The sequence below is a fragment of the Pseudomonas silesiensis genome (assembly GCF_001661075.1).
In the GTDB taxonomy this organism is placed as follows: Bacteria; Pseudomonadota; Gammaproteobacteria; order Pseudomonadales; family Pseudomonadaceae; genus Aquipseudomonas; species Aquipseudomonas silesiensis.
Genome location: NZ_CP014870.1, coordinates 4,759,534 through 4,772,473 on the forward strand (window position 1 = coordinate 4,759,534; position 12,940 = coordinate 4,772,473).

The window sequence follows — 12,940 nt, forward strand, 5'->3', positions numbered from 1 at the left end:
GTGCAGCAGATTGCAGCGCACTAACATCAACCACGGGCCAGGACCTTGGTCAGCGCCTCGAGGAAGCGGCTGTTTTCCGCCGGCAGGCCGATGGTGACGCGCAGGTGGTTCGGCAGGCCGTAGTTGGCGACCGGACGCACGATCACGCCTTCGCGCAGCAGACCCTGGAAGACCGGTGCCGCGACACGACCCAGATCGACGCAGATGAAGTTGCCTTTGGATGGAATCCAGCTCAGCCCCAGCTCCCGGAAACCTGCTTCCAGTTGCTGCATGCCGGATTCGTTCAGGCGACGGCTTTCAGCCAGGTAATCGGTGTCTTGCAACGCAGCGCACGCCGCGGCCAGGGCCAGGCTGTTGACGTTGAACGGCTGACGCACGCGGTTCAGCACATCGGCGACCACTGCGGTAGACAAGCCATAACCGACCCGCAGCGCCGCCAGGCCATAGGCCTTGGAGAAGGTGCGCGAGACCAGCAGGTTCGGGTAAGCCGCCAGGTAGTCCAGGCCGTCCGGCAAGTTGCTGCCCTCGGCGTATTCGATGTAGGCCTCGTCCAGTACCACCAGCACGTGTTCCGGCACATCCTGCAGGAATTCGTCCAGCGCTTCGGCACCGAACCAGGTCCCGGTCGGGTTGTTCGGGTTGGCGATGAACACCACGCGGGTATTGGCATCGATCGCGGCCAGCATGGCCGACAGGTCATGGCCCCAGTCTTTGGCCGGGATCACTTTCGCCTGGGCACCAACGGCCTGGGTCACGATCGGGTAGACCGCAAACGCGTGCTCGCTGAACACCGCGTTCAGGCCCGGCGCCAGATAGGCGCGCGCGACCAGCTCGAGGATGTCGTTGGAACCGTTGCCCAGGGTCACCTGGTTCAGCTCGACGCGGCACTGTTCCGCCAGCAGGGTCTTGAGCGCAAAACCGTTGCCGTCCGGGTAGCGGGTCAGCTCGGCCAGCTCTTCGCGAATCGCTGCCAGCGCCTTGGGACTGGCGCCCAACGGATTTTCGTTGCTCGCCAGTTTGACGATGCTGGCCGGATCGATATCCAGCTCGCGCGCCAGTTCGTCCACAGGCTTGCCCGGAACGTAAGGCGAAAGTTGTTGCACGCCCGGCTGTGCCAGAGCGAGGAAGTCGCCACTCATTTGCTACCCCTTAGAGAACTGCTTTCGGGTAGGAACCCAGCACTTTGAGTGCTACTGCTTCCTGACTGATTTTTTCCAGCACACCTTTTACCAGCGGATCGCGGTGGTGGCCGACGAAATCGATGAAGAACACGTAGGTCCATTTACCGCTGCGCGACGGACGGGTCTCGATGCGCGTCAGGTCGATGCCATTGTCGTGGAACGGCACCAGCAATTCGTGCAGCGCGCCAGGCTTGTTGCTCATGGACACGATGATCGAGGTCTTGTCGTCGCCGGTCGGCGGCACTTCCTGGCTGCCGATCATCAGGAATCGCGTGGAGTTGTCCGGGCGATCCTCGATTTTTTCCGCCAGACGGGTCAAGCCGTACAAGCCCGCAGCCATGTCGCCGGCAATCGCCGCCGAGTTCCACTCACCCTTGACCCGCTTGGCCGCCTCGGCGTTGCTGGACACCGCCACGCGCTCGACATTCGGGTAATGGGCGTCCAGCCACTTGCGGCACTGGGCCAGGGACTGGGCGTGGGAATAGATGCGGCTGATGCTGTCGGTCTTGGTGTTTTCACCGACCAACAGGTGGTGGTGAATGCGCAGCTCGACTTCGCCACAGATCACCATGTCGTGCTCGAGGAAGCTGTCGAGGGTGTGGTTGACCGCGCCCTCGGTGGAGTTTTCCACCGGGACCACGCCAAAGTTCACCGCGCCGGCCGCCACTTCGCGGAACACTTCGTCGATCGCCGCCATCGGCTTGCTGATCACCGCATGGCCGAAATGCTTCATGGCCGCCGCCTGGGTAAAGGTCCCTTCAGGGCCGAGGTAAGCCACTTTCAGCGGCTGCTCGAGGGCCAGGCACGAGGACATGATTTCGCGGAACAGCCGCGCCATCTCTTCGTTGCCCAGCGGCCCCTGGTTACGCTCCATCACGCGCTTGAGCACCTGAGCTTCACGCTCTGGACGATAGAACACCGGCACTTCGCCTTCGGCCAGCGAGGCCATCTTTACCCGCGCAACTTCCTGGGCGCAGCGTGCGCGCTCACTGATCAGCTCCAGGACTTTTTCGTCCAGTGCATCAATGCGCAGGCGCAGTGCCTTGAGTTCTTGCTCAGACATTAACCGTGTTCCTTCTCGAACTCTGCCATGTACGACACCAGCGCGTTGACCGCAACGATATCGACGGCGTTATAGATGGAGGCGCGCATGCCGCCCACGGATCGGTGACCCTTGAGGTTCAACAGGCCACGCTCGTCGGCACCGGCCAGGAATGGCTTGTCCAGACGGTCGTCCGCCAGGCGGAACGGCACGTTCATCCACGAGCGGTCCGACTTGTTGATCGGGTTGCTGTACAGGCCGCTGGCGTCGATGAAATCGTACAGCGTGCGCTGTTTCACGTCGTTGAGCTTGCCGATGGCTTCAACGCCACCTTGCTCTTTCAGCCATTCGAATACCAGGCCCGACAGGTACCAGGCCAGGGTTGGCGGGGTGTTGTACATCGAGCCGTTATCGGCCGCGACCTTGTAGTTGAGCATGGTCGGGCACAGGGAACGGGCACGACCCAGCAGGTCTTCACGAATGATGGTGACGACCAGGCCGCTCGGACCGATGTTCTTCTGGGCGCCGGCGTAGATCATGCCGAAGCGCGAAATGTCCATCGGACGCGAGAGGATGTCCGAGGACATGTCGGCCACCAGCGGAACGTCACCGGTTTGCGGGATCCACTGGAATTCCAGGCCGCCGATGGTTTCGTTCGGTGCGTAGTGAACGTAGGCCGCATCTTTCGACAGGTTCCACTCGTTCTGACCGGGAATGGCGAAATAGTCGTAAGGCTTGGCGGTGGCCGCAACGTTGACGTGGCCGTAGCGCGAAGCTTCTTCGATGGCTTTCTGCGACCAGATACCGGTGTCGATATAGTCGGCGGTGCCGCTTTCCGGCAACAGGTTCAGAGGAATCTGCGCGAATTGCTGGCTGGCGCCACCTTGCAGGAACAGCACTTTATAGTTCGAGGGGATATTCAGCAGATCACGCAGATCCTGCTCGGCCTTGGTGGCGATGGACACGAACTCATCACTGCGATGGCTCATTTCCATGACCGACAGGCCCTTGCCGTGCCAGTCAAGGAGTTCACCCTGGGCGCGCTGCAGGACAGCTTCGGGTAGCGCCGCAGGACCGGCGCAGAAGTTATAGGCTCTCTTGCTCACATCCAATCTCGCTCTGATTTGGTGGTAACACGCAATATTACGGTGCGATCGTCCCGCGGATGGCAAGAGCGATCAACTGTAGGAGCGAGCTTGCTCGCGAAGAAGTTGAGGGCGCCGCGTTCAATCAGAAAACCTGCGTCATCGTTAACGTCCATCGCGAGCAAGCTCGCTCCTACAGGGGCATCATTATTTCCAAAGGGACAAACAACAAGGGGGCGAATTTTCATCCGCCCCCTGTGTGCCCGCTTACTCTTGCGGTTCTTCGTCAGCGGCGGCGTCGAGTTGCTGGTCGTCGGCAACGTCGTCGATCACGACCTCACCGTCGAACACTGCACCTTCTTCACCCTCTTCGCCTTCCAGCTCTTCGCCTTCGACTTCCGACGGCTCCTGAACCCGTTCCAGGCCTACCAGCGTTTCATCGCTGGCCAGCTTGATCAGGGTCACGCCCTGGGTGTTACGACCCAGGCTGGAGACTTCGTCGACACGGGTACGAACCAGGGTGCCCTGGTCGGAGATCAGCATGATCTCTTCACCGTCCTGCACCTGCACCGCGCCGACCAGACGGCCGTTACGGTCGTTGCTGACCATGGCGATAACGCCCTGACCGCCACGTTTGTATTCAGGGAACTCGCTGATCGCCGTGCGCTTGCCGTAACCACGGGCCGAAGCGGTGAGGATCTCGCTGCCTTCTTCCGGGATCAGCATGGAAATCAGCTTCTGGCCTTCCGGCAGACGCATGCCGCGCACACCGCGGGCGGTACGGCCCATGGCGCGAACTTCGGATTCCTTGAAGCGAGTCACTTTACCGCCGTCGGAGAACAGCATGATTTCCTGCTCGCCGTCAGTCACGGCGGCGGAAATCAGAATGTCGCCCTCGTCCAGCTCCAGCGCGATCAGACCGACGCTACGCTGACGACTGAAGGCCACCAGCGGCGTCTTCTTGACCGTACCGTTAGCGGTCGACATGAAGATGAACGGCGCCTTCTTGCGGTCAGCAGCCTTGATACGAGCACGACGCTCCTCGTCGGTTTCGTTGCTGTTTTCGATTTCTTCTACATCAGCCTCGGCGCCTTCGGCTTCTTCTTCATCAGCCTGCCTCTTCATGGCTTCCAGATCGACCGGCAGCATGGTGGTGATGTATTCACCCTCGCTCAGTGGCAAGAGGTTGACCAGCGGACGACCGCGGGCCGCGCGGGACGCTTCCGGAATCTCGTAGGTCTTGAGCCAGTACACCTTGCCTTTGCTGGAGAACAGCAGCAGCGTGGTGTGGCTGTTGGCGACCAGCAGGTGAGCGATGTAGTCCTCATCCTTGACGCCGGTGGCCGATTTGCCTTTACCGCCACGACGCTGGGCCTGGTACGCAGCCAACGGCTGGGTCTTGGCGTAGCCACCGTGGGAAATGGTCACGACGCGCTCTTCTTCCGGGATCATGTCGCCCAGGGTCAGGTCGAGACGGGCATCGAGAATCTCGGTGCGACGCACATCGCCGTATTCGGCGCGGATCACTTCCAGCTCTTCGCGGATCACTTCCATCAGGCGCGTGGCGCTGCTGAGGATGCGGATCAGTTCGCCGATCTGGTTGAGGATCTCTTGATACTCGGCCAGCAGCTTTTCGTGTTCCAGGCCGGTCAGACGGTGCAGACGCAGCTCCAGAATGGCTTGCGCCTGCTCTGGCGACAGGTAGTACTTGCCTTCGCGCAGACCGTATTGCGGGTCCAGGGTCTCTGGACGGCAGGAATCGGCACCGGCGCGCTCGACCATCGCGACCACGGCGGACGATTCCCACGCGGTCTTGATCAGCGCTTCCTTGGCTTCCGACGGCGTTGGCGAGGCTTTGATCAGGGCGATGACCGGGTCGATGTTCGACAGGGCAACCGCTTGACCTTCAAGGATGTGGCCACGTTCGCGGGCTTTACGCAGCTCGAACACGGTCCGGCGGGTAACGACTTCGCGACGGTGACGAACGAAGGCTTCCAGCAGGTCCTTGAGATTGAGGATCCGCGGACGGCCGTCGATCAGCGCGACGATGTTGATACCGAACACCGCTTGCAGCTGGGTCTGGGCGTAGAGGTTGTTGAGGATCACCTCTGGCACTTCGCCGCGACGCAGTTCGATCACGACGCGCATACCGTCCTTGTCGGACTCGTCGCGCAGTTCGGTGATGCCTTCAAGCTTCTTCTCTTTGACCAGCTCGGCGATCTTCTCGATCAGACGGGCCTTGTTCAGCTGGTAAGGCAGCTCGGTGATGACGATCTGTTGACGACCACCGACCTTGTCGATGTCTTCGATCATCGAGCGGGCGCGCATGTAAATGCGCCCGCGACCGGTGCGGTAGGCTTCGATGATGCCGGCGCGACCGTTGATGATCGCGGCGGTCGGGAAGTCCGGACCAGGGATGTATTGCATCAGCTCATCGATGGTCAACTCAGGGTTGTCGATGAGTGCCAGGCAACCGTCGATGACTTCACCGAGGTTGTGCGGCGGGATGTTGGTCGCCATGCCCACGGCGATACCGCTGGAGCCGTTGACCAGCAGGTTGGGAATACGGGTCGGCATGACCGCCGGGATCATTTCGGTGCCGTCGTAGTTCGGCACCCAGTCCACGGTTTCTTTATGCAGGTCGGCCAGCAGCTCGTGCGCCAGCTTGGTCATGCGCACTTCGGTGTATCGCATGGCCGCGGCGTTGTCGCCGTCCACCGAACCGAAGTTGCCCTGGCCGTCTACCAGCAGGTAGCGCAGGGAGAATGGCTGCGCCATCCGGACGATGGTGTCGTACACCGCGGTATCACCGTGCGGGTGATACTTACCGATCACGTCACCGACAACACGGGCAGATTTCTTGTACGGCTTGTTGAAGTCGTTGCCCAGCTCGCTCATCGCGAACAGCACGCGCCGGTGCACGGGCTTCAAGCCATCGCGCGCATCCGGCAGTGCCCGCCCGACAATTACGCTCATCGCGTAGTCGAGGTAGGACTGCTTCAGCTCGTCTTCGATATTGACCGGGAGGATTTCTTTGGCCAGTTCGCCCATGAGAAGCCTGATTCCTTTTTCTGGTGAAACTTCGTCACATCCATATGGGACGAACGAAGCTCGCCGCTGCAGGCTGAGTGCCGTGCACCGACTTACGACAAATCAACAAGTTATGCCATGGATCTGCGCAGTAAAGACAACCCCGTGGGACTGCCTCGGAAAACGCCGGATGTTATCACAAGAGCCGCCACGCACCTATCCCCCTGATGCGCATGGAGCATAGTTAGTTGACCGATGACAGGCTTGAAGGGGACGAGAGAGGCTTAGAGAGATGCCGAATGCAGATTTCAAGCTGATTTATTGACCTTGCAGACCTCATCGCGGGCAAGTCGGATCGCCGCACCGCCGCTCCCACAGGGTCTGTTGTATGCCCGAGATTTTCGGTGCAACACAGATCCCTGTGGGAGCGGGCTTGCTCGCGAAGGCGATTTATCAGGCACCGCAGATCATCAATGTAACCGCTTGCGACACATCAACTGCGTCATTTTCGCCGTATCAGGCCGCTCGACAATGCCCTTTTCCGTGACGATCACATCGATCAGGTCTGCCGGGGTCACGTCAAACACCGGGTTGAACGCCTCGACATCGGCCCCGACCCGCGTACCGCCCACATCCAGCAACTCGCGACCGTCACGCTCCTCGATGGGAATGTCGTCGCCACTGGCCAGGTTCATGTCGATGGTCGAACTCGGCGCCACGACCATGAAGCGCACACCGTGGTGCATGGCGTTTACCGCCAATTGGTAGGTGCCGATCTTGTTCGCCACGTCACCATTGGCGCTGATGCGGTCGGCCCCCACGATCACCCAGGTAATGCCCTTGGTTTTCATGATGTGGGCAGCGGCCGAGTCGGCATTGAGCGTGACCGGAATGCCCTCGTTGGCCAATTCCCACGCGGTCAGGCGCGAACCTTGCAGCCAGGGCCGGGTTTCGTCGGCGTACACCCGTTCGACCATGCCTTCAAGGAACGCCCCGCGAATCACCCCCAGCGCCGTGCCGAAGCCGCCGGTGGCCAAGGCACCGGTGTTGCAATGGGTCAGGAACGCCTGGGCATTGCCCTGGTGCTTGCGAATCAGGTCCACCCCCAGCTGCGCCATCGTCAGGTTGGCTTCGCGATCACTGTCATGAATGGCAATGGCTTCCGCTTCCAGCACCGCCAGCGGATCGGCGTGATGCTTGAGACGCCCAAGCCGTTCGCGCATGCGGCCCAGGGCCCAGAACAGGTTGACCGCGGTGGGACGGGCATCGGCGAGCAGCGCGAAATCCGCCTCCAGCGCCGCCCGCCAGTCGCCGCCTTCGGCAAACCGGGCACGCGCCGCCAACACCACGCCATAAGCGGCACTGATGCCAATGGCCGGCGCGCCGCGCACGACCATCGAGCGAATGGCCTCGGCCACACCCGCGGCGCTGGTATAGCCGATCCACGTTTCTTCGAACGGCAAAATACGTTGATCCAGCAGATACAGGGCGCCATCACGCCAATCGATGGCCTTCACTTTCTCCGCAGCCAACAATCGATCGCGCATTCCCCACCCCGCACTCAGACACAAAAGCCGCCGATTATAGCGATCCCCCCGCGAACACGCTCGGGTATACTTCGCCATCCTTTACAAAAGCACTGGAACCCATCTTCGATGCCGAACACTGCCGTTGCGCTCGACCTGCTATTACTGCCGACCTGGCTGGTACCCGTCGAACCCGCTGGCGTTGTCCTCAAGGAGCACGCTTTGGGCATCCGCGACGGGCGCATCGTCTTTATCGGCCCGCGCGCCGCGGCACTGAAGCTTGATGCCCGCGAAATCCGCGAATTGCCGGACATGCTGCTCTGTCCTGGCCTGATCAATGCTCACGGGCATGCCGCGATGACACTGTTCCGCGGCCTGGCGGACGATCTGCCGCTGATGGCCTGGCTGGAACGGCACATTTGGCCGGCCGAAGCCAAATGGGTAGACGAAACCTTTGTGCGTGACGGCACCGACCTGGCGATCGCCGAGCAGATCAAAGGCGGCATCACCTGCTTCTCCGACATGTATTTCTTCCCCAAGGTTGCCAGCGAATGCATCCATGACAGCGGCATTCGCGGGCAAATCGCCATTCCGATCCTCGACTTTCCGATCCCGGGCGCCAGCACCGCGGACGACGCCATTCGCCAGGGCGTCGAACTGTTCAACGATCTCAAGCACCACGAGCGTATCAAAATTACCTTCGGCCCCCATGCACCCTACACCGTGGGCGACGAAAACCTGGAGAAAATCCGGGTGATCGCCGAAGAACTGGACGCCTCGATTCACATGCACGTCCACGAAACCGCCTTCGAAGTGCAGCAGTCGGTCGAGCAATACGGCGAACGCCCGTTGGCCCGCCTCGGTCGCCTGGGTCTCCTGGGGCCGCGCTTCCAGGCAGTCCACATGACGCAGATCAGCGATGAGGACCTGGTGTTGCTGGTAGAAAGCAATACCAGCGTGATCCATTGCCCGGAATCGAACCTGAAGCTCGCCAGCGGTTTCTGCCCGGTGGAGCGCTTGTGGCAGGCCGGCGTCAATGTCGCCATCGGCACCGATGGCGCGGCGAGCAACAATGACCTCGACCTGCTCGGCGAAACCCGCACCGCGGCATTGCTGGCCAAGGCCGTTGCCGGTTCCGCCACCGCGCTGGACGCCCATCGCGCGCTGCGCATGGCCACCCTCAACGGCGCCCGCGCGCTCGGGATCGAAACTGACGTCGGCTCGCTGGAAGTCGGCAAAGCCGCGGACATGGTGGCCTTCGATCTCTCTGGCCTGGCGCAACAACCGGTCTACGACCCGGTTTCGCAGCTTATATACGCCACGGGCCGGGACTGCGTGAAACACCTTTGGGTCGCCGGCAAGCAATTGCTCGACGACCGCCGCCTGACCCGCCTGGATGAAGATCAGCTTTGTGCCACCGCCAAGGCCTGGGGCCAGCGCATCAGCGGCCGTACCGAATCGTAAGCCCCCGGTCGGGGCAACAGGATTTTTCAAGTTTCAGAGGACTTAAGCATGAGCAACGTCGACTACGCCGAAATCGCCAAATTCGAAGCCCTGGCCCATCGCTGGTGGGATCGCGAAAGCGAGTTCAAACCGCTGCACGACATCAACCCGCTGCGCGTCAACTGGATTGACGAACGGGTCCACCTGGCCGGTAAGAAAGTCCTCGACGTCGGCTGCGGCGGCGGCATCCTCAGCGAAGCCATGGCCCAGCGTGGCGCGACCGTAATGGGCATCGATATGGGCGAAGCGCCGCTGGCGGTCGCGCAATTGCATCAGCTGGAGTCGGGCGTGAGTGTCGAGTACCGGCAGATCACCGCCGAAGCCCTGGCCGAAGAGATGCCCGAGCAGTTCGACGTGGTCACCTGCCTGGAAATGCTCGAGCACGTGCCAGACCCCTCCTCGGTGATCCGCGCCTGCTTCCGCATGGTCAAGCCCGGTGGCCAGGTGTTTTTCTCCACCATCAACCGCAACCCGAAGGCGTACCTGTTCGCCATCGTCGGCGCCGAATACATCATGAAGCTGCTGCCCCGCGGGACCCATGATTTCAAGAAATTTATCCGCCCTTCGGAGCTGGGTGCCTGGAGCCGCATGGCCGGGCTGACCGTCAAGGACATCATCGGCCTGACGTACAACCCGCTGACCAAACACTACAAGCTCGCGTCCGACGTGGACGTCAACTACATGATCCAGACCCTGCGCGAGGAGTAAGCCGATGCGTATCAGAGCAGTCCTTTTCGACATGGACGGCACCCTGCTCGACACCGCGCCGGACTTCATTGCCATCTGTCAGGCGATGCGTGCCGACCGCGGCTTGCCGCCGATCAACGACAAACAGATTCGCGACGAAATCTCCGGCGGCGCCAAGGCGATGGTCGCCGCGACCTTCGCCATGGACCCGGAATCCCCGGGATTCGAGGCGTTGCGCCTGGAGTTCCTCGAGCGCTATCTCGTGGGTTGCGCCGTTCACAGCAAATTGTTCGACGGCATGGGCGAACTGCTGGCCGATATCGAGAAAGCCAATTTGATCTGGGGCGTGGTCACCAATAAGCCGCTGCGGTTCGCCGAGCCGATCATGCAGCAGCTGGGGCTGGCCGAGCGCTCGGCGCTGCTGATTTGCCCGGACCATGTGAAAAACAGCAAGCCGGATCCCGAGCCGTTGATCCTCGCCTGCAAGATGCTCGACCTGGACCCGGCCAGCGTACTGTTCGTGGGTGATGACCTGCGCGATATCGAATCCGGTCGCGATGCCGGTACCCGAACCGCTGCGGTGACCTTTGGCTATATCCATCCGGACGATAACCCGCGGCACTGGGGCGCGGATGTGGTGGTGGATCATCCGTTGGAGCTGCGCAAGGTGCTTGATAGCGCCCTTTGCGGCTGCTGAGGCTACCCCTGTAGGAGCGAGCTTGCTCGCGATGGTCGTCAACGATAACGCGTAAAATCTGACACCACTCGGCGCTCTCTGGTTTTTCGTCGGAACGCCGCCCGGAGCAAGCTCGCTCCTACAAAAGGGCAGCGCCCGTCTTCTGATTTGTAGAGGTTTTTATGTTTGATTATTCCGCCCGCCCCGAACTGCTCAAGGACCGGGTCATCCTGGTCACCGGTGCCGGTCGTGGCATCGGCGCTGCCGCTGCGAAAACCTATGCCGCCCATGGCGCCACCGTGCTGCTGCTGGGCAAGACCGAGGCCAACCTGACTCAGGTCTACGACGACATAGAAGCCGCCGGTCATCCACAGCCGGTGGTGATCCCGTTCAATCTGGAAACCGCCCTGCCCCATCAATACGATGAGCTGGCGGCAATGATCGAAACCGAATTCGGCCACCTCGACGGCCTGTTGCACAACGCGTCGATCATCGGCCCGCGTACGCCGATCGAGCAGCTGTCCGGTGAAAACTTCATGCGCGTCATGCACGTCAACGTCAACGCGATGTTCATGCTGACCAGTACGCTACTGCCGCTGCTCAAGCTGTCCCAGGACGCCTCGGTGGTATTCACCTCCAGCAGCGTCGGCCGCAAGGGGCGCGCCTATTGGGGTGCGTACGGGATCTCCAAATTTGCCACCGAAGGCTTGATGCAAACCCTGGCCGATGAAGTCGATACCGTGGCGCCGGTGCGCGCCAACAGCATCAACCCCGGCGCCACCCGCACCAGCATGCGCGCCCAGGCCTACCCTGGTGAAAACCCGCTGAACAACCCCACGCCGGAGGAGATCATGCCGGTCTATCTCTACCTGATGGGGCCAGACAGCACGGGTATCAACGGCCAGGCTTTCAACGCTCAGTAACACCGCGCGTCGCTTTTGTGCCGCGACAGCCTCTGGTCGCGGCGCTTTAAATACCCCCGCAATTGCTGGTCAAACAACCGGCGTCACTCGCCTGCTCTCCCACCACAGCCTCAAGCCATTGAATTATATCGTTATTATCCAGTTGAACATTTTGGCAAGACGTTCGCTCTAAACCAGCTCAGACACGCAGTGTGAAAGCAGATGGGGCGTCGATAGTTACTTTATCTTCAGCAAAGCGGATTAGACTCGTAGGAGATGTCCTACGGGACTGATGGATCAGTATGACGCGCAGCCCAAAGCCGCTCTCACCCAGCTTGTAAGACTGTCTTACTGCTCAGGGGCGCACGCCATATGAAACCACCTTCCCAGACCAACGCAATTGACTTCGATCGCGCCAAATTGCAACGCCTGGGCTTTGGTCAGCAGCCCCCCCGTCCGGAAAGGTCGGTCAGCCTTGCGCAAATGCGCCAGCAGCTGAGCCAACTTTTACAAACCAGCCTTGAGCCGCAACGCATCCTCGGGCTGTTTTTTCGCGAGATCCAGCGCCTGGTCCCTCTGGACGCCTTGAGCTACGAACACAAGGCCAGCGACTTGCGCCTGGAGTTCGGCGAGTGTGCCCCTCATTCGATCAGCTTCAGCCTCAACCATGAGGGCGAGCACCTGGGGCGCCTGGTATTCCGCCGCAAGCAGACATTCAGCGACCAGGAACAAGGCAACCTCGAGTCGATACTGTCCGCATTGTTGTATCCGATGCGCAATACCCTGCTCTACCGTGCCGCTACCCAAAGCGCCTTGCGTGATCCGCTGACGGACACCGGTAACCGCATCGCCATGGATCAGACGCTGCAACGGGAGATCGAGATGTCGCGCCAGCACCTGCAACCCTTGTCGCTGTTGATGCTGGACATCGATCACTTCAAACACGTCAACGACAATCACGGGCACAGCGCTGGCGATGAAGTACTGAAGGCGGTTGCCGGCTCGATCAAGCACCAGTTGCGCAACGTGGACATGGTGTTCCGCTTTGGTGGCGAAGAGTTCCTGATTCTGCTTTCCAACACCGGTCGGGAGGCGGCAGCCATGGTCGGCGAGCGATTACGATTTGCGGCGCAGGAGCAGGAATATGCCGCGGATGGCAAATCGATCGAGCTGACGGTCAGCCTCGGCTGTTCGACCCTGTTGCCCGGCGAGTCCGCCGATAGCCTGCTGCGACGGGCCGATAATGCACTGTATGTGGCCAAGCGCGCAGGTCGCAACCGGTTGGCGATGGCGGGGTGAAGGCCGCCA

10 protein-coding genes are annotated in these 12,940 nt (G+C 61.1%); 5 read left to right on the plus strand and 5 right to left on the minus strand.

What is annotated here, in order from left to right:
* Positions 1-26: 26 nt before the first annotated feature.
* From hisC to mtnA, 5 genes are all read right to left on the minus strand, one after another.
* Positions 27-1,139 (minus strand): histidinol-phosphate transaminase, encoded by a 1,113-nt coding sequence (gene hisC, locus PMA3_RS20960; RefSeq protein ID WP_064678980.1) that lies wholly within the window; start codon positions 1,137-1,139, stop codon positions 27-29.
* Between the two features lie 10 nt (positions 1,140-1,149).
* Positions 1,150-2,244: a prephenate dehydratase gene (gene pheA, locus PMA3_RS20965; protein WP_007899727.1), complete on the minus strand. Its 1,095-nt coding sequence runs from the start codon at positions 2,242-2,244 to the stop codon at positions 1,150-1,152.
* On the minus strand, positions 2,244-3,329 hold the full coding sequence (serC, locus tag PMA3_RS20970; protein ID WP_064678981.1) for a 3-phosphoserine/phosphohydroxythreonine transaminase: 1,086 nt from the start codon (positions 3,327-3,329) through the stop codon (positions 2,244-2,246). The genes pheA and serC overlap by 1 nt, the downstream gene beginning before the upstream one ends.
* Before the next feature lie 246 nt (positions 3,330-3,575).
* Positions 3,576-6,359: a DNA gyrase subunit A gene (gene gyrA / locus PMA3_RS20975; protein WP_064678982.1), complete on the minus strand. Its 2,784-nt coding sequence runs from the start codon at positions 6,357-6,359 to the stop codon at positions 3,576-3,578.
* Positions 6,360-6,808: 449 nt separating this feature from the next.
* On the minus strand, positions 6,809-7,885 hold the full coding sequence (gene mtnA, locus PMA3_RS20980) for an S-methyl-5-thioribose-1-phosphate isomerase (protein ID WP_064678983.1): 1,077 nt from the start codon (positions 7,883-7,885) through the stop codon (positions 6,809-6,811).
* A 108-nt stretch (positions 7,886-7,993) separates the two neighbouring features.
* On the opposite strand from mtnA, the gene PMA3_RS20985 reads away from it, so the two are divergent.
* The 5 genes from PMA3_RS20985 to PMA3_RS21005 all read left to right on the plus strand — a co-directional run bounded on the left by PMA3_RS20985 (position 7,994) and on the right by PMA3_RS21005 (position 12,931).
* Positions 7,994-9,328: a TRZ/ATZ family hydrolase gene (locus PMA3_RS20985; RefSeq protein WP_064678984.1), complete on the plus strand. Its 1,335-nt coding sequence runs from the start codon at positions 7,994-7,996 to the stop codon at positions 9,326-9,328.
* Between the two features lie 48 nt (positions 9,329-9,376).
* On the plus strand, positions 9,377-10,075 hold the full coding sequence (gene ubiG, locus PMA3_RS20990; RefSeq protein ID WP_064678985.1) for a bifunctional 2-polyprenyl-6-hydroxyphenol methylase/3-demethylubiquinol 3-O-methyltransferase UbiG: 699 nt from the start codon (positions 9,377-9,379) through the stop codon (positions 10,073-10,075).
* A 4-nt stretch (positions 10,076-10,079) separates the two neighbouring features.
* Complete coding sequence (gene mupP / locus PMA3_RS20995; RefSeq protein WP_064678986.1) at positions 10,080-10,751, plus strand: N-acetylmuramic acid 6-phosphate phosphatase MupP; 672 nt, start codon at positions 10,080-10,082, stop codon at positions 10,749-10,751.
* Between the two features lie 161 nt (positions 10,752-10,912).
* Complete coding sequence (locus PMA3_RS21000) at positions 10,913-11,653, plus strand: YciK family oxidoreductase (protein WP_064678987.1); 741 nt, start codon at positions 10,913-10,915, stop codon at positions 11,651-11,653.
* A gap of 351 nt (positions 11,654-12,004) precedes the next feature.
* Positions 12,005-12,931, plus strand: coding sequence for a GGDEF domain-containing protein (locus tag PMA3_RS21005; RefSeq protein WP_064678988.1), 927 nt, complete (start codon positions 12,005-12,007; stop codon positions 12,929-12,931).
* Positions 12,932-12,940 lie beyond the last annotated feature (9 nt).